The organism is Variovorax monticola (assembly GCF_051216855.1).
Lineage (GTDB): Bacteria > Pseudomonadota > Gammaproteobacteria > Burkholderiales > Burkholderiaceae_C > Variovorax.
In genome coordinates this window covers 536,702-553,836 of the sequence record NZ_JBPJZP010000003.1, presented here as the reverse complement: position 1 = coordinate 553,836, position 17,135 = coordinate 536,702, and the positions used below count along the sequence as shown (strand labels likewise).

General features: G+C 68.5%; 16 protein-coding genes. 11 read left to right on the top strand and 5 right to left on the bottom strand.

The window, feature by feature from the left end; all coding sequences use genetic code 11:
- Positions 1-4 precede the first annotated feature (4 nt).
- Entirely contained in the window at positions 5-766 is a 762-nt protein-coding gene (locus tag ACSFA5_RS13760) for an SDR family oxidoreductase (RefSeq protein ID WP_435444594.1), read from the bottom strand.
- A 164-nt stretch (positions 767-930) separates the two neighbouring features.
- On the opposite strand from ACSFA5_RS13760, the gene ACSFA5_RS13755 reads away from it, so the two are divergent.
- Positions 931-1,884 carry a 2-hydroxyacid dehydrogenase gene (locus ACSFA5_RS13755; RefSeq protein WP_435444593.1) on the top strand — a complete coding sequence of 318 codons (954 nt, stop codon included), beginning with the start codon at positions 931-933 and terminating at the stop codon, positions 1,882-1,884.
- Positions 1,885-1,912: 28 nt separating this feature from the next.
- Positions 1,913-2,986: an L-idonate 5-dehydrogenase gene (locus ACSFA5_RS13750; protein ID WP_435444592.1), complete on the top strand. Its 1,074-nt coding sequence runs from the start codon at positions 1,913-1,915 to the stop codon at positions 2,984-2,986.
- A 6-nt stretch (positions 2,987-2,992) separates the two neighbouring features.
- Here ACSFA5_RS13750 and ACSFA5_RS13745 read toward each other — a convergent pair whose 3' ends face one another.
- Positions 2,993-4,003: a LacI family DNA-binding transcriptional regulator gene (locus tag ACSFA5_RS13745; RefSeq protein WP_435444761.1), complete on the bottom strand. Its 1,011-nt coding sequence runs from the start codon at positions 4,001-4,003 to the stop codon at positions 2,993-2,995.
- Positions 4,004-4,218: 215 nt separating this feature from the next.
- On the opposite strand from ACSFA5_RS13745, the gene ACSFA5_RS13740 reads away from it, so the two are divergent.
- Genes ACSFA5_RS13740 through ACSFA5_RS13705 form a run of 8 tightly spaced genes read left to right on the top strand, consistent with a single transcriptional unit; the run spans position 4,219 to position 12,893 of the window.
- Positions 4,219-5,736: a sugar ABC transporter ATP-binding protein gene (locus ACSFA5_RS13740; RefSeq protein ID WP_435444591.1), complete on the top strand. Its 1,518-nt coding sequence runs from the start codon at positions 4,219-4,221 to the stop codon at positions 5,734-5,736.
- Positions 5,733-6,839, top strand: a complete 1,107-nt coding sequence (locus ACSFA5_RS13735) for an ABC transporter permease (RefSeq protein WP_435444590.1) — start codon at positions 5,733-5,735, stop codon at positions 6,837-6,839. The genes ACSFA5_RS13740 and ACSFA5_RS13735 overlap by 4 nt, the downstream gene beginning before the upstream one ends.
- 34 nt (positions 6,840-6,873) lie before the next feature.
- Positions 6,874-7,986 (top strand): ABC transporter substrate-binding protein, encoded by a 1,113-nt coding sequence (locus ACSFA5_RS13730; RefSeq protein WP_435444589.1) that lies wholly within the window; start codon positions 6,874-6,876, stop codon positions 7,984-7,986.
- 4 nt (positions 7,987-7,990) lie between these two features.
- Positions 7,991-8,695 carry a cytochrome b family protein gene (locus tag ACSFA5_RS13725; RefSeq protein ID WP_435444588.1) on the top strand — a complete coding sequence of 235 codons (705 nt, stop codon included), beginning with the start codon at positions 7,991-7,993 and terminating at the stop codon, positions 8,693-8,695.
- Between the two features lie 27 nt (positions 8,696-8,722).
- Complete coding sequence (locus ACSFA5_RS13720) at positions 8,723-9,817, top strand: ABC transporter ATP-binding protein (protein ID WP_435444587.1); 1,095 nt, start codon at positions 8,723-8,725, stop codon at positions 9,815-9,817.
- A gap of 28 nt (positions 9,818-9,845) precedes the next feature.
- Positions 9,846-11,177 carry an extracellular solute-binding protein gene (locus ACSFA5_RS13715; protein WP_435444586.1) on the top strand — a complete coding sequence of 444 codons (1,332 nt, stop codon included), beginning with the start codon at positions 9,846-9,848 and terminating at the stop codon, positions 11,175-11,177.
- A gap of 19 nt (positions 11,178-11,196) precedes the next feature.
- Positions 11,197-12,072 carry a carbohydrate ABC transporter permease gene (locus ACSFA5_RS13710; RefSeq protein ID WP_435444585.1) on the top strand — a complete coding sequence of 292 codons (876 nt, stop codon included), beginning with the start codon at positions 11,197-11,199 and terminating at the stop codon, positions 12,070-12,072.
- On the top strand, positions 12,069-12,893 hold the full coding sequence (locus tag ACSFA5_RS13705; protein ID WP_435444584.1) for a carbohydrate ABC transporter permease: 825 nt from the start codon (positions 12,069-12,071) through the stop codon (positions 12,891-12,893). The genes ACSFA5_RS13710 and ACSFA5_RS13705 overlap by 4 nt, the downstream gene beginning before the upstream one ends.
- A gap of 131 nt (positions 12,894-13,024) precedes the next feature.
- Here ACSFA5_RS13705 and ACSFA5_RS13700 read toward each other — a convergent pair whose 3' ends face one another.
- A complete protein-coding gene (locus ACSFA5_RS13700; RefSeq protein ID WP_435444583.1) occupies positions 13,025-13,426 on the bottom strand; it encodes a phage holin family protein in 402 nt (133 codons plus the stop codon).
- A 164-nt stretch (positions 13,427-13,590) separates the two neighbouring features.
- On the opposite strand from ACSFA5_RS13700, the gene shkS reads away from it, so the two are divergent.
- Positions 13,591-15,006 carry a surface-behavior sensor histidine kinase ShkS gene (shkS, locus tag ACSFA5_RS13695; protein ID WP_435444582.1) on the top strand — a complete coding sequence of 472 codons (1,416 nt, stop codon included), beginning with the start codon at positions 13,591-13,593 and terminating at the stop codon, positions 15,004-15,006.
- Positions 15,007-15,096: 90 nt separating this feature from the next.
- Here shkS and ACSFA5_RS13690 read toward each other — a convergent pair whose 3' ends face one another.
- Entirely contained in the window at positions 15,097-15,699 is a 603-nt protein-coding gene (locus tag ACSFA5_RS13690; RefSeq protein WP_409169709.1) for a LuxR C-terminal-related transcriptional regulator, read from the bottom strand.
- 77 nt (positions 15,700-15,776) lie between these two features.
- The gene (locus ACSFA5_RS13685) at positions 15,777-17,117 is read right to left on the bottom strand and encodes a tryptophan--tRNA ligase (RefSeq protein ID WP_435444581.1); all 1,341 of its coding nucleotides are present in this window, start codon (positions 17,115-17,117) and stop codon (positions 15,777-15,779) included.
- Between the last annotated feature and the right edge of the window lie 18 nt (positions 17,118-17,135).

Here is a 17,135-nt window from a genome sequence, read left to right as displayed (position 1 = left end):
GGTGTCAGAGGCTCGCGGTGATGCCGCCGTCCACGTACAGGATGTGGCCGTTCACGAAGCTCGACGCATCCGAGGCCAGGAAGATGGCAGCGCCGCCGAGTTCTTCCACGTCGCCCCAGCGCCCGGCGGGCGTGCGGCCCGACAGCCAGCCCGTGAAGGCCTCGTCGGCCACCAGCGCCTGCGTGAGTTCGGTCTTGAAGTAGCCCGGGCCCAGGCCGTTGACCTGGATGCCGTACTTGCCCAGGTCGATCGCCATGCCCTTGGTGAGCATCTTCACCGCGCCCTTGGTGGCGGCGTAGGGCGCGATGCCCGGGCGGCCCAGCTCGCTTTGCACCGAGCACACGTTGATGATCTTGCCGCGCTGGCGCTCGATCATGCGTTGCGCCACGAAGCGGCCCACCAGGAACACGCTGTCGATGTTGGTGGTGGTGATCTTGTGCCAGGCATCGATCGGGAATTCGGCGAACGGACCGCGATGCTGCATGCCGGCGTTGTTCACGAGGATGTCGATGGCGCCGATGTCGGCCTCGATGGCGGCCACGCCGGCTTCCACCGCGGCGGCGTCGGTCACGTCGAAGGCCGCGGCCTCGGCCGCGATGCCCTTGGCGCGCAGGGTGTCGCGGGCGGCGCCCAGCAATGCGGTGTCGCGTGCGTTGAGCACCACGCGCGCGCCGGCGTTGCCCAGCGCCTCGGCCAGCGCAAAGCCGATGCCCTTGCTGGAGCCGGTGATGAGGGCGGTGCGCCCGGAAAGGTCGAACAGTTTCAAGAAAAGCTCCTGGGGCGGTGAAAGCGTGATGGCGGATAAGTTACCGGTATCCGGGAAGGTCGTCAACCGGTGAAACCTGTGTTGCCATTTTCATTGGCAGCGGGTTAAAGTTACCGGTATCTTATTCAATTCTTCCCTTGTCGTCATCCGCAGGAGACATCCGCTTGACCGCTTCCGCTACCTCCCCCCACGTGCTGATGCCCGGCACCTACCCGGAATGGGACATGACGCCCATGCAGTCGGCCTACACGCTGCACCGCCTCTGGGAGGCGACCGACCGGGCCGCCTTCATCGCCGAGCATGCCGCGAACATCCGCGCCATCGCGACGCGCGGCGAGCTGGGCGCCGATGCCGCGCTCATCGCGGCGCTGCCGAAGCTGGAGCTCGTCGCCTGCTACGGCGTGGGCACCGACGGCATCGACCTGGCCGCCTGCCGCGCGCGCGGCATCCGCGTGAGCAACACGCCCGACGTGCTCAACGGCGACGTGGCCGACCTGGCCGTGGGCCTCACGCTGGCCCTGCAGCGGCGCATTCCGGCGGGCGACGCCTTCGTGCGCAGCGGTGCCTGGGCGAACGGCGGCGTGCCGCTGGCCACGCGCGTGTTCGGCCAGCGCGTCGGTATCGCCGGCTTCGGGCGCATCGGCGGAACCATCGCGCGCCGTCTCTCGGGCTTCGACGTGGAGTTGGGCTATTTCAGCCGCACGGCCAAGGCCGACAGCCCGCACCGCCACTTCGCGAGCCTGGAGGCCATGGCCGACTGGTGCGACGTGCTGATCGTCATCCTGCCCGGCGGCGAGGCCACGCGCGGCATCGTCAGCGCGCAGGTGCTGAAGGCGCTGGGCCCCAGGGGCTGGCTGGTGAACGTGTCGCGCGGCACCACCGTCGACGAAGGCGCGCTGCTGGAGGCGCTGGAACAGAAAAGCATTGCCGGCGCGGCGCTCGACGTGTTCCTCAACGAGCCGCGCATCGACCCGCGCTTTGCCGCGCTCGACAACGTGGTGCTCACGCCGCACCACGGCAGCGGCACCGAGCAGACGCGCCGCGCCATGGGCGAGCTGGTGCGCCGCAACCTCGAGGCCCATTTCTCGGGCCGTCCCCTGATCACCCCCGTCGCCTGACCTGAACCGAACTGAAGAAAGAAACATCATGCGTTTGCGTTGCATGTGCCTCGTGATCCACGCCCCCGACGACCTGCGTCTGGACGAGCAGGACGCCGGCGAAATAGGTCCCGGCCAGGTGCTGGTGAAGGTCGGCATGGGCGGCATCTGCGGCTCCGACCTGCATTACTTTCACAACGGCGGCTTCGGCACCGTGCGCATCAAGGAGCCGATGGTGCTGGGCCACGAGGTGGCCGGCACGGTGGTGGCGGTGGCGCCGGGCGTGCAGAACGTTCGCATCGGCGACAAGGTGGCCATCAACCCGAGCCGCCCGTGCGGCGCCTGCAAGTTCTGCCTCGAAGGCCTGCCCAACCAGTGCCTGGACATGCGCTTCTACGGCAGCGCCATGCGCACGCCGCACGTGCAGGGCGCGTTTCGCAACATGCTGCTGTGCGAGGCCACGCAGTGCGAGAAGGTCGCCGACCACGTGCCGCTGCGCCTGGCCGCGCTGGCCGAGCCGTTCTCGGTGGGGCTGCACGGCGTGTCGCGCGCCGGGCCGCTGCTGGGCAAGCGCGTGCTGGTGTCGGGCTGCGGGCCCATCGGCGTGCTTGCCATCGCGGCGGCACGTGCGCACGGCGCCGCCGAGATCACCGCCACCGACGTGGTCGACGAGCCGCTGGCCATCGCGCGCGCCATGGGCGCCGACCAGGTCATCAACGTCGCGAAGGACAAGGAGTGGGTGTCGCGCTACTCGCCCGACAAGGGCACTTTCGACGTGATGCTCGAATGCTCGGGCAACGAGCGCGCGCTGCGCGACGGGCTGGAGGTGATGCGCCCGCGCGGCGTGGTCGTGCAGCTGGGCCTGGGCGGCGACGTGAGCATTCCGCAGAACATGGTGGTGTCCAAGGAGCTCAGCATCTGCGGCTCGTTCCGCTTCCATGCGGAGTTCGCGCTGGCGGTCAAGCTCATCAACGAAGGGCGCGTGGACCTGTCGCCGGTGGTGACGCACACCTTCCCGATGCTGCAGGCGCGCGCGGCTTTCGAACTGGCGAGCGATCGGCAGAAGGCGATGAAGGTGTTGATCGATTTCGCGGACGTGGGCGCGCAAACCGTACCGGCCTGAGCCCGCTCAGGAACTCTCGCGCTGCTCGATGTGGAACGGAATCAGCACCGTCTCCGCCGGCGGCCGATGTCCTTCGCGCGCACCGTCGAGCACGCGCAGCAGCAGTTCGCCGGCCGCCTTGCCGATGCCCACGCAGTCCACCGCCACGGTGGTGATGCGCGGGTGGCAGGCGCGCGCCACCTCGAAGTCGCCGAAGCCCGCGATCGCGATGCGGCCCGGCACGCTCCAACCGCGCCGCTGGCATTCCATCAGCGCGCCGAAGGCCGACAGGTCGGACACGCAGAGGACGGCGTCCACGTCGGGCCATTGGTGGATCAGCTGCGCCACCGCCTCGCCGCCTTGCGCCATCGAGATCGGCGGCTGGCCGAAACTGATGACGCGGCCGTCGGGCAAGCCCAGTTCACGGATTGCCTGCGCATAGCCGCGCTGGCGGTCCGCGCCGCGCGTGTCGCGGTTCGACGTGCCGCCGATGTAGGCGATGCGCCGGTAGCCCTTGCCGTGCAGGTGCCGCACCATCGCCGCGGCTGCCTGCGCGTTCGAGAAGCCGACCGTATGCCCGACGGGCGTGGCGGGCAGGTCCCAGGTCTCGACCACGGGCACGCCCGCGGCCTGCAGCATGGCGCGCGCGGCGTTCGTGTGCGCGCCGCCGGTCAGGATCACGCCTTCGGGCCGGCGCGCGAGCATGGCGCGCAGCAGGCGCTCTTCGGTCTCCACGCGGTAGTCGGTGTAGCCCAGCAGCACCTGCAGGCCGCGCGCTTCCACGGCGGCCGTGATGCCTTGCGCGGTCTCGGAAAAGTTCGAGTTGTTGAGCGAGGGAATCAGCACCGCGATGAAGCCGGAGCGCTTGCTGGAGAAGGTGCGCGCCGTCTGGTCGATGACGTAGCCCATCTCCTCGCAGGCCTGCAGGATGCGCTGGCGCAGCGCCTCGGAGGTGACGCGGTCGCTGCTCTCGCCGCGGTTGAGCGCGCGCGACACCGTCATCTTCGACACGCCGACGCGCGCCGCCACGTCGGCCATCGTCGCGGGGCGGGTGAGCGGAGCGGGTGCTTTGGTCGGGGGCAAGGTGCTGTCCTGGGCATTGCGGTAAAAAGATACCGATACCTTGTGGGCTTCGGTTTTCGATGCAGCGGAGCATACAGCGCGAAGCCCCCACCCAAGAGTGGAATTGGCACTCCAAGGCGTACGGGAAAAGCCTAAGTTACCGGTATCTCTTGTGGTGCCAGACTGCGGCCATGCACCACCCACCCCTGCTGCAGTTCCAGGCCGTCAGCAAGCGCTTCGGCGGCACGCAGGCGGTCGACAGCGTCACGCTCGATGTGCATGCCGGAGAAATCCTCGCGCTGCTCGGCGAGAACGGCGCGGGCAAGTCGACGCTCATCAAGCTGCTCGCGGGCATCTACCCCGCGGACCAGGGCGAGATCGTGTTCGACGGCCAGCCGCAGGCCGCGTGGCGGCGCAGCGACCGGCGCGAGCAGCCCGTGGCCTTCATCCACCAGGACCTGGGCCTCGTCGAATGGATGACGGTGGCCGAGAACGTGTGCCTGGGCACCGGCTACCCGCGCCGCTTCGGGCTGATCGACTGGCGCGCCGCCAGCGACACGGCGCGCCGCGTGATGGCGCGCGTGGGCTGCGACATCGACCCCGGCCGGCGCATCTTCTCGCTCACGCGCGCCGAGAAATCGCTGCTGGCCATCGGCCGCGCGCTCGAGGTGAAGGCGCGCCTGCTGGTGCTCGACGAGCCCTCGGCCAGCCTGCCGATGAGCGACGTGGAGCGCATGTTCGGCGTGCTGCGCGAACTGCGGCGCCAGGGCATGGCCATGCTCTATGTGTCGCACCGGCTCGACGAGGTGATGGCCATCTCCGACCGCGCGGCCGTCATGCGCGACGGCAAGCTGGTGGCGGTGAAGACCACCGCGCAGACGAACGAGGGCGAGCTGGTGGGCCTGATCGTCGGCAAGGCGCTGTCGGCCTCGGTGGCCAAGGCGAAGGCGCCCGCGCGCAGCGAGCCCGTGCTGCAGCTCGACGGTGCGGCCAGCGGCAATGCTGGGCCGTTGAGCCTTGCGGTGCACCGCGGCGAGGTGCTCGGCCTGGTCGGCCTGCGCGGCGCGGGCCACGAGGCCATCAGCCGCGCCATCTTCGGGCGCGAGCCGCTGTCGGCCGGGCGCATGCGGTTGCTCGGCAAGCCCTGCGGCTTCACGTGCCCGGCCGATGCCATCCGCGCCGGCGTGGCCTACGTGGCCGGCGAGCGGCTCGAAGAAAACCTGTGCGGCGCGATGAGCGTGCTGGAGAACCTGTTCCCCAACGCCGCGCTGCACGGCGACCGCGGCCTGGCCTTCGACCGGCCGCGCCGCGAGAACGACGGCGCGCTGGGCCTCATCCGCCGCTTCGGCATCAGCCCGCCCGCGCCGTCCGCCGAGGTGCAGCAGCTCTCGGGCGGCAACCAGCAGAAGGTGGTGCTGGCGCGCTGGTTCCACCTCGACAAGCCGCTGGTGGTGCTCGAGGAGCCGACCGCCGGCGTGGACGTGGGCGCCAAGCGGCAGATCTACGGCGTGCTGCGCGAGCGCGCAGAGGCCGGCACCGCGCTGGTCGTGGTGTCCACCGACTTCGAGGAAATCGCGACCGTCTGCACCCGCGTGCTGGTGTTCCGCGACGGGCTGATCGCCGCCGAGTTGACGGGCGACGCGATCACGGTGGAAAAACTTTTGGCATTGGCAGCAGGCGCGGCAACGCGCGAGGAAGTCCTGGCATGAGCAGTTCGATCAAGTCCACCGCGCTGGAGTCCGACAAGTCCCTCGACGGCGAGGCCGCGTCGCTCGCGCAGCGCATCGGCCGCGCGCTGCCGGTCTACGGGCTCGTGATGCTCACGGTGGCGCTCGCGCTGCTGTTCTCGGTGCTGCTGCCCGACACCTTTCCGACGCTGTTCAACCTGCGCGCCATACTGGCCGACAAGTCGGTGATCGCGCTGCTGGCGCTGGCCGCGACCATTCCGATGATCACCGGCAAGATCGACCTCACGGTGGGCTACGGCATCGTGCTGTGGCACATCCTGGCCATCAGCCTGCAGACGCAGCTGGGCCTGCCGTGGCCGGTGGCGGTGCTCGTCGTGCTGCTGTGCGCGGCGCTGTTCGGCGTGCTCAACGGCCTGCTGGTCGAGCTGGCGCAGATCGACTCCTTCATTGCCACGCTGGGCACCGGCACCGTGATCTACGCGGTGGCCATGTGGCACAGCGGCGGGCGCCAGGTGGTGGGCGAACTGCCCGACGGTTTCGTCGGCATCGCGGGCGGCAACCTGCTGGGGCTGCCGGTCGGCGCGTTCTATGTGCTGGCGGTGAGCGTCACGCTGTGGGTGGTCACCGAGTTCACGCCGCTGGGCCGCGCGCTGTACGTGATCGGCGCCAACCCGAAGGCGGCGCAGCTCAACGGCATCGCGGTGCGCAAGCACGTGATGGGCGCGTTCGTGGCGTCGGGCCTGCTGTCGGGGTTCGCGGGCGTGCTGCTGGCTTCGCGGCTGCAGATCGGGCAGGCCAGCGTGGGGCTCGAATTCTTGCTGCCCGCGCTGGTCGGCGCGTTCCTGGGCTCCACCACCATCCGGCCGGGGCGCGTGAACGTGTGGGGCACGCTGGTGGGCGTGGCCATCCTGGCCATCGGCATCTCGGGCATCCAGCAGTTCGGCGGCGCCTTCTACGTGGAGCCGCTCTTCAACGGCCTGACGCTGCTGGTGTCCATCGGCATCGCGGGCTGGGCGCAGCAGCGGCGCAACCGCTCGATCAAGCGGCGCATTGCCGAGCGGCAGCTCGACCAGGCCGATCCCATGGCGCAAGCGCAACCTGTTTCCCCCGCGCCGTCGAAATGACGACGGCGATTCACCACAACGACTGGAGACAAGCATGAAGAAGAGTGTTCACGCACGCACGGCCGCCGCCGTGCTGGCCCTGTGCGCCGCCACGCTGGCGCACAAGGCCATGGCCGACGACTTTCTGGACGCGGCGAAGAAGAAGGTCGAGGTCGCGACCATGACCAAGGAGAAGTGGGACGGTCCCACCACCGGCCCCAAGGCCGTGGCCGGCAAGACCATCGTCTTCGTGGCGGGCGACATGAAGAACGGCGGCATCGTGGGTGTGAGCAAGGGCGTGGAAGAAGCGGCCCGCGCCATCGGCTGGACGGTGCGCGTCATCGACGGGCAGGGCACGGTCAGCGGGCGCACCGCCGCGCTGAACCAGGCGCTGGCCGTCAAGCCCGCGGGCATCGTGGTCGGGGGCTTCGACACCACCGAGCAGAAGGCCGCGTTCGCGGGCGCGGCCACCTCGGGCATTCCGCTGGTCGGCTGGCATTCGGGCGAGCAGCCCGGGCCCAACGACAAGGCCGGCCTGTACGCCAACGTGACCACCGTGACCGACGACGTGGCCGATGTCGCGGCCTCGTGGGTGGTGGCCGATTCGGGCGGCAAGGCGGGCGTGGTGATCTTCACCGACTCGCAGTACGCCATTGCCCTGTACAAGGCGCGCGCCATGGAGGCGGTCATCAAGAAATGCGGCGGCTGCACGGTGCTGAGCTTCGAGGACAGCCCCATTTCCGAAAGCTCCACGCGCATGCCGCAGCTGACCACCTCGCTGCTGCAGCGCTTCGGCGACAAGTGGACGCACTCGCTGGCCATCAACGACCTGTACTTCGACTTCATGGGCCCGTCGCTCACGTCGGCGGGCAAGAAGGGCGACGGCGCGCCCAAGGCCGTGTCGGCCGGCGACGGCTCCGAGGCCGCCTACCAGCGCATCCGCACGCAGCGCTTCCAGGCCGGCACCGTGCCCGAGCCGCTGAACATGCAGGGCTGGCAGATCGTGGACGAGCTCAACCGCGCCTTCTCCAAGGAGAAGTGGTCGGGCTACGTGCCCAAGGTGCACCTGGTGACGGTGGGCAACGTGGGCAAGGACGGCGGGCCGAAGAACGTGTTCGACCCCGACAACGGCTATCGCAACCAGTACAAGGCGGTCTGGGGCAAGTAGGCCCATGCCGCTGCTCGACTGGCTCCTGGCACCGTTGAGCGGTGCGGCGACCCACGAGATCGCACCTTGGGCCGCCTGGCACGCGCGGCTCATGGTGCTGGGATGGGGCTTGTTGCTGCCGCTGGGTGCGCTGGTGGCGCGCTTCTGCAAGGTCATGCCGTCGCAGGGCTGGCCGCGCCGGCTCGACAACCCCTTCTGGTGGCATGCGCACCGCGTGCTGCAGTGGAGCGGCGTGCTGGCGATGACAGTGGGGGTGTTCCTCGCGTGGCGCGGCGTGCAGGGAGCCGGAGGGCTCGCGCGCATTCACGCCGTGGCCGGCTGGGCGCTGTGCCTGGCGGGGTGGGCGCAGGTGGCGGGTGCGTTTCTTCGGGGAAGCAAGGGCGGTCCCACCGACACGCGGATGCAAGGCGATCACTACGACATGACGCCGTGGCGGCTGGCCTTCGAGCGCATCCACAAGACCGCAGGCTGGCTCGCCGTGGTGGCGGCTGTCGGCGTCATCGTGCTGGGCCTGGTGGTGGCCGACGCGCCGCGCTGGATGCTCTTCGCGTTGGGCATGTGGTGGCTCGGGCTCGGCCTTGCGTTCGCCTCGCTGCAAGCGCGCGGGCGCTGCATCGATACCTACCAGGCGATATGGGGGCCGGACCCCGTGCATCCCGGCAATCGATTACCGCCGGTCGGCTGGGGCGTGCGCCGCCCCCTGCGTTGAGTACATACAAAAAAAGGGAGGACGGACATGACGGGACTGGAATTGAACAACGTCGCCAAGCGATTCGGCGATGTCACCGTGGTGCAGCAGCTCGACCTCGCGGTGCACGAAGGCGAGTTCGTCGTGCTGCTGGGCGAGTCGGGCTGCGGCAAGAGCACCACGCTGCGCATGGTGGCGGGGCTGGAGACGGTGAGCGAAGGGCAGATCCGCATCGGCGGGCGCGACGTGACCGCGCTGGCGCCGATGGCGCGCGACATCGCGATGGTGTTCCAGAACTACGCGCTGTATCCGCACATGGACGTGGCGCAGAACATGAGCTTCGCGCTCAGCCTCTCGGGCCGTCCGGCTGTCGAGATCCAGGCCAAGGTGGCCGCCGCCGCCAAGGTGCTGAACATCGAGCACCTGCTGCAGCGCCGGCCGAAGGAGCTGTCGGGCGGGCAACGCCAGCGCGTGGCCATCGGGCGCGCCATCGTGCGCGAGCCCAAGGTGTTTTTGTTCGACGAGCCGCTGTCCAACCTCGATGCCAAGCTGCGCGGCCACATGCGCGCCGAGCTGGCGCTGCTGCACGAGCGGCTGGCCAAGACCACGGTCTATGTGACGCACGACCAGATCGAGGCGATGACGCTGGCGGACCGCATCGTGATCTTCGACAAGGGGCGCATCCAGCAGGTCGGCACGCCCGGCGAAGTGTTCAACCGGCCGGCAACGCTGTTCGTCGCCGCTTTCATCGGCATGCCGGGCATGAACCTGCTGCCGGTGCGCTTCGCAGACAGGCCGGTGGGTCACGGTGTGCTGCTCGGCGAAGGTTTCGAGTTGCCCGCGCCAGGCTGGCTGCGCGGGTGTGCCGCGCAGGCGGACCTGCCGCTCACGTTGGGCATTCGCCCCCAGGCCCTGCATATCGCCCCCGCACAGGCGCCGCTGAACGTCCGGGTCGATGTGGTCGAGTACCTCGGCACCGAGAGCCAGGTGGTCGGCCGTCTTGCCGTGCCGGGCGGCGCCCGCGTCACCGCCACGGTGCAGGGCGACGCGCACGGCCTGCTTCACACCGAGGTGGGCCTGGTGGCGAACCCCGATGACATGCACCTGTTCGACACGGCCAGCGGTCGTTCGCTGCGCTCCTGAGCGCTTTCTTTTTTACGGGGAGAGTTCCATGCAACGCAGAGAAATCATTCAGCGCGCGGCGATCACGGTGTTCGGCGCGGGCTTGCCTTGCAGCGGCGCCATTGCGCAGAACCGCTACGCCAGGTACGCCGGCCAGACCGTGACCTTCAACGTGCCTTCGCACCCTCACTACGACGCAATGGCGAAGCTGCTGCCCGAGTTCACGCGCGAGACCGGCATCAAGGTGGAGATCGACAAGCTCGCGATGGCGCGCCTGAAGGACAAGCAGCTGCTCGAAATGGCCAAGCCGCAGGGCGACTACGACCTGGTGAGCTACGTCGTCATGTGGAAGGGCGAGTACGTCGCCAAGAACCTGGTCCGCCCGCTGGAGCCCTACCTGGCGAACGCGGCGCTCGCCGATCCGGCCTACGACATCAAGGACATCGTTCCGATCTACCTGGAGAACCTCGGCCTCGTCGGAGGCCCCAAGGGCTACCTGCCCGGCGCGGGCGCGAAGTTCTACGGCTTGCCGTACGGGGCCGAGACCTCGGTGCTGGCCTATCGCCGCGACATCTTCGCCAAGCACGACCTGCAACCGCCCGAGAACTACGAGCAGTTCGGCAAGCTGCTGCGCCTGATCAAGGAAAAGGAAGGCATCGGCGCGCTGGCCTCGCGCGGACAGGCCGGCCACCAATGCGTGCATGCCTGGCTGCTGCACCTGAACCCGATGGGCGGCGCGATCTTCGACGACAAGTGGAAGCCGCGCTTCAATGATCCGGTGGGCGTGGCCGCGCTCAAGTTCCTGCAGGAAGTGGTCGCCACCGGGCCGACCGGCATTGCAGGCTACGGGCAGGGCGAGAGCAACACCGCCTTCCTGCAGGGGCAGGCCTCGATGTACCTCGACTCGACCCTGCTGGCCGGCCTGGTCAACGACCCGGCCAAGAGCCGTGTCGCGGGCAAGGTGAGCTGGGCGCTGCATCCCGCGGGCACGCGGCGTTCGTCGCAGTCGGGCGGGCTGGGCCTTGCGATTCCCAAAAACGCGAAGAACGCCGACGCCGGCTTCCTGCTGATGCAATGGCTGACGTCGAAGGCGCAGGACAAGGCGGTCGCGCGCGCGGGCGGCGTGCCGATCCGCAACTCGACCATGGCCGATGCGGACCTGGTGCGCCAGTACCCCGAGTACATCGTGTTTCGCGAGGCGCTCAAGTACGCCAACCCCGACTGGCGGCCGATCATTCCGGCCTGGGACAAGATCAACGTGCAGGCGCTCGGCGTGGGCATTTCCGAGGCGCTCATCGGCAAGAAGACGGCCGAAGCCGCGCTCGACGGGCTGGTGCCCACGGTGACGCAGATCATGCGCGAGTCCGGCTATGCGGTCTGACGCCACGGCACGAACCGCCATGCGCAGACCCGCCTGGCTTGCCGCCTTCTACGTCGGCCCGGCCGTGCTCGTCATGGCGGCCGCCTGTCTCTATCCCGTCGTCAGCGCGATCCAGCTCGGCTTCTTCGACTGGAGCCTGGGCACGCCGTGGTCCGAGGCGCGTTGGGTGGGCCTCGCCAACTTCGTCTCGGCCTTTTCCAACCCGCGCGTCTGGTCGTCGCTGTGGACCACGCTGATGTTCGCGGCCGTGTGCGTGAGCGCCGAGATGGTGCTGGGCATTGCGCTGGCCCTGGCGCTGGAGCACCCCGTGCGCGGCACGGCGTTCTTTCGCACGCTGTTCATCCTGCCGATGATGATCGCGCCCATCGCCGTGGGGCTGGCGTGGCGCTACATCTTCGATGCGCAGTTCGGTCTGCTCAATGCGCTGCTGAGCGTGTTCGGCGTGGCGCCCCTGGGCTGGCTGGCGGACCCGACGCTGGCCTTCATCGCCATCGTCATCGCCGACGTCTGGCAGTGGACACCCTTCGTCTTCATCATGATGGTGGCGGCGCTGGCGAACGTGGACGGAGCGGTCATCGAGGCCTCGCGCATCGACGGCGCGCGCTGGTGGCAGATGACCTTCAGGGTCAAGCTGCCGATGGTGATGAACGTCATCGCCATCACGCTGATGATGCGGCTCATCGACGCCTTCCGCGTGCTGGAGGTGATCTACGTGCTGACCTTCGGCGGGCCGGGCGACAGCACCGAGATCCTGTCGCTGCACATCTACAAGACCGCCTTCGTGGGGCAGCAGCTCGGCGTGGCGGCCGCCGTGTCGGTGCTGCTGCTGGCGGTGGTGGCGGCGCTGTCGTGGGGCGCGCTGCGCCTGTCCAACCCGATGAAGGACTCGGCGTGAAGCGGCCGTTGCCTTGGGTGGTGGCGCACTACGCGATGCTCGTGTCGCTGGGGCTCCTGTGCGTGGCGCCTATCGTGCTGATCTTCGCCACCAGCCTGCGCCAGCAGGTGCAGATATTCGCCGAACCGCTGAACTTCATCTTCATGCCCACGCTGGAGAACTACCGCGCGGTGCTCACCGAAGACAACCTGGGGCGCTACCTGGGCAACAGTCTGTTCGTCGGCGTGATCGCCACCGCCATCACGCTGGTGCTCGGCTGCATGGCGGCCTACGGGTTGGCGCGCCTGCGCTTCCCGGGCCGCAAGGCAGTGGGCTACGCCACGCTGCTGCTGCGCACCGTGCCGTTGGCGGTGCTCGCGATTCCGGTGTTCATGATCTGGAGCCAGTGGCATCTGGTGAACAGCCTGTGGGGGCTGATCCTGTTGTACGTGGCGGTGAACCTGCCGTTCACCGTCTGGCTGCTCTACGGCTTCGTGCTGCAGGTGCCGATCGAGCTGGAGGAGGCCGCCGCCATCGACGGCTGCGGGCCGGTGCGCGTGTTCACCAAGGTGCTGCTGCCGCTGATGGGGCCGGGCCTGGCGGCGGCATCGATCTTCACCTTCCGCATCGCCTGGAACGAGTTCATCCTCGCGCTGGTGCTGACCGACCGGCAGACGCGCACGCTGCCGGTGGCGGCCTCGCTCTTCGTGACCGACATGGGCGTGGACTGGGGCAAGGTGATGGCGATGGGCAGCTTGATCGCGATTCCACCGCTGATCTTCACCTTCGTGGCGGCAAGGCAGATCATCACCGGACTGACCGCGGGCGCGGTGAAGGGCTGAGGCAGGTCACTTCGTCTCCGGCTTCGTGCGCAGGGTGGCGAGCGGGCCCCTGAAGCCGGGCGAGGCGGGTCGCAGGGAGCCGCGGGGCGATGTCCGCTGGCAGAACATCGGATGGCGGGGCGCCCGGCCCTTCAGAGCCAGTTGCCGCTCTGCGGCATCTGCACCTTCTCCGCCGGATCGTTGCTCGTCACGAACGAGCCGATGACGATGCTCAGCAGCGAGATGAAGATGCTCGCGAACAGCGCCGTCCAGAAACCAGACACCCGGAACCCCTTCACCAGCGCCGCCACCAGCAGGATCATCAGCGCGTTGATGACCAGCAGGAACAGCCCGAAGGTCACCAGCGTCAGCGGCAGCGTGAGCACGATCAGCAGCGGCTTCACGACGGCGTTGGCCAGGCCCAGCAGCAGCGCCGAGACCACCAGCGCGCCGGTGCTTTCGAACTTCAGTCCGCGAAAGAGATGGCTCGCCACCCAGAGCGAGACGGCCGTGATGGCCCAGTGGATGAGGAAGGGGGTCAGGTTGTTCAGCATGAGACAGGAGTGTGGCGGGACGGCCATCGATTATCCCCGGGCTGCTTCCGATTGTTACCCAGCGAAACAATGACACACAGCCCGTTAAGATCGCCGCTTTCGCGCCCATGGTCGACAGACACGGGGCTTTCTTTGTCGCCTGACCAACCAGGATCGTGCGCCCCATGGCCAATGCGTCGATCGCCAGCATGACACCCGCCCCGGCTTCGGCCGACGAGGCCGAATCGTGGGTCCGCGGCGAGCTCATCCGCAGCCTGATGCGCTCCGCCAAGGGCTCGTACCTGGTGTCCGCGCTGCTGATGCCGGCGATGGTCGGGCTGAACTGGGGCTACGCGGCCCGCTGGGAACTGTTCACCTGGCTGGTGGCCGGCATTCTGGCCACTGCCTGCCGGGCCTGGGGGGCGCGCGTCTACGCGGTGCGCTACGCCGGGCGCAGCGCCGCGGCGCAGCAGCAGTTCACCGAGCGCTACGGCTTCGTGTGGAGCACCAGCGCGGTGGTCTGGGGCTTTTCGGTGCTGCTGTTCTTCGAGCGTTCGCCGCAGGTCAACCAGTTCATGAGCTGGCTCATCGTGGCCGGCGTGGGCACCTTCCCGCTCAACGGGCTGGCGCTGCACCCGCCGCTGCTCAAGCGCTACGTCAACACGCTGTTCATCACCATGCTCGGCGCCGTGGTGCTGCGCATGATCAGCCTGCAGCTGCAGCATGTGCACTTCCAGTACGGCTTTCTGATGCCGGTGCTGCCCATGCTGCACTGGTTCTTGCTGCTGCGTGCCGGCCGGCACATCCACGAGACCGCGCGCAACAGCCTGGAGCTGCTGTTCCACAACCACATCCTGATCAAGTCGCTCACGCAGCAGCGCCAGGCGGCGGTGTCGGCCGTGGCCATGAAGAACCGCTTCCTGGCCAGCGCCGCGCACGACATGCGCCAGCCGGTGCTGGCGCTGTCGCTGTACGCCGACTGGCTGCGCAACGAACCCGAACTGGTGCTGGAGCTGGCGCCGAAGATCGTGCGCGCCACGCACGCGGTGAATGCGCTGTTCGACTCCATGTTCGACCTGGCGCGCATCGACTCCGGCCAGGTGCGCCTGCACGTGGAGCGGGTCGACGTGCCCGAACTGCTGCACGACCTGGAGCTGCAATACCGCCCGGTGGCGGAGAGCCGCGGCCTGGACTTTCGCGTGCACGTGTGCGAAGGCTCGTTCCTGACCGACCCGATCCGCGTGCGCCGCATGATCGGCAACCTGCTGGCCAACGCCATCAAGTACACCAGCGAGGGCGGTGTGCTGCTGGCCGCGCGCACGACGCGCGACGGCCTGCGCGTGGAGGTGTGGGACACCGGCATCGGCATTGCGCCCGAGCACCTGCGCGATGTGTTCCTGGAGTTCTACAAGGTGGCCGACCATGCAGGTACGTCCGACGGTTTCGGCCTGGGCCTGGCCATCGTGGCGCGGCTGTCGCACGTGCTGGGGCACCCCGTCAGCGTGCGTTCGCGCGTGGGCAGCGGCAGCGTGTTCCGCGTGGCGCTGCACGATGCCGACGAGGCGGTGGCGCAGGCGCGGGTGACGGCTTCGGGCGGCTGACGGGGAACGCAGGAGCGCACGAGCGAACGAGCGCCCATGAAAAAACCGCGCTGTTGCGCGGTTTTTTCATTCATGTGAGCGGAAAACTGCTCAGCCCGACAGCATCCCGTTGGTGCGCGCGTAGTGCAGGGCCTGCGTGCGGCTCTTCACGCCCAGGCGACGGAACAGGCGCCACAGGTGCACCTTCACCGTGTGCTCGCTGATCTCCAGGTCGGTGGCGATGTCGCGGTTGCTCATGCCCTTGTCGAGCATGGCGATCAGCTGGGTCTGTCGCTTGGACAGCTTGCCGCTGTTGGCGGCCGGCATGTCGGTGTCTTCCTCTTCCGAACCCGCCATCAGCAGGCCGCGCAGGGCGGCCGCCAGCTCGTTGGAGCTGGCCGACTTCTCGATGTAGGTGTCCGCACCGGCCTCGATGCAGGCGTCTTCCATGTCGGCTGCCGGTGCCGCCGAGTACACGGCGATCGGCACGTTCGGATAGACCTGCTTGACCGCGATCACGCCCGACACGCCGTTGGTGTCCGGCAGCTTCAGGTCCAGGCAGAAGAGCGTGGGCGCGCCGCGCTGCTGCACCGAGCTCGCGAGCTTGTCGAGGCGCTCGAGCTCGACGATGTTCTCGGCCGGGCGCAGGCGCCGCAGGACCATGACGATCGCGTCGCGCATCAGGGGGTGGTCGTCGATGACATAAATGCTCATGTTTTCTTCCTTTGTGATCGCACCGTCTTCTCTCTGTCTTCCTGCTCACCGGCGGGTCGGCCGGTGGGCTTGGCAGGTCAACTCCCTTGGGTGGCGGAAGTTGCCTCCGCCAGTGCCTCCAGCGCCTCGGTGATGGCGTGTGTTCCTTGTGGGTCGATGGGTTCGAGCTGTGCGCCCAGCGTGCCCAGTGCCTCGCCGCGCTGCGCCTGCAGCAGCGCGACGGCCCGGCCCGCGTCCTGCGGCGACGCGAAGCCGCGGCTTTGCAGCAAGGTCTCGCCGCGTGCGTCCAGCAGCTTGAAATAGAACAGGCCGTCGGCCTTCTCGCGGTACTGCTTGAAGCTCGCCACCGCGACCTTGGCACCCTTGGCCGCCTTGGCGCCGGCCTTGTCCTTGCCTGCCGCCAGGTTGCGCAGGCCGACCGCATGGCGCAGGCGGGTGAGGAAGGGCTTCGACAGCGCGCGGGCCTTCTCGGCACCGATGAGCAGGATGCGCTCGATCTCGGCCGGGTCGTTCATCAGCGCGTCGTAGCGCGCGCGCAGCGGCGCCACTTCGCGGTCGATGCGCTCGAACAGCGTGTGCTTGGCGTCGCCCCAGCCGATGCCCTCGGCATACGCCTTGCGCAGCGCCTCGGTTTCTTCGGCGCTGGCAAAGGCCTGGTAGATCTGGAACAGCGCCGAGCCTTCGGTGTCCTTGGGCTCGCCGGGCGCGCGCGAGTCGGTCACGATGCTGGCGATCTGCTTTTGCAACTGCGCGCGCGGCGCGAACAGCGGGATCGTGTTGCCGTAGCTCTTGCTCATCTTGCGGCCGTCCAGGCCGGGCAGGGTGGCGACGGCGTCGTCGATCTCGGCGTCAGGCAGCGTGAAGTGCTCGCCGTACTGGTGGTTGAAGCGCTGCGCCATGTCGCGCGCCATCTCGATGTGCTGCACCTGGTCGCGGCCCACGGGCACCTTGTGGGCGTTGAACATCAGGATGTCGGCGCCCATCAGCACCGGGTACATGAACAGCCCGGCCGTCACGTCGGCGTCGGGGTCCTCGCCCTTGGCCACGTTCTTGTCGAGCTGCGCCTTGTAGGCATGCGCGCGGTTGAGCACGCCCTTGCCGGTCACGCAGGTGAGGAACCAGGTCAGCTCGGGGATCTCGGGAATGTCCGACTGGCGGTAGAAGGTCACGCGCTCGGGGTCGAGCCCGCAGGCCAGCCAGCTGGCCGCGATTTCGAGCGTGGAGCGCTGGATCAGCGCCGGCTCCTGCACCTTGATGAGCGCGTGGTAGTCGGCCAGGAAGAAGAAGCTCTGCACGCCGGGCGCGACGCTTTGCCGCACCGAGTGGCGGATCGAGCCGACGTAGTTGCCGAGGTGCGGCGTGCCCGACGGGGTGATGCCGGTCAGGACGCGCAGGGGAGCTTGGGGAGACGTAGCCATGGAACGAAAGGGAAGAAC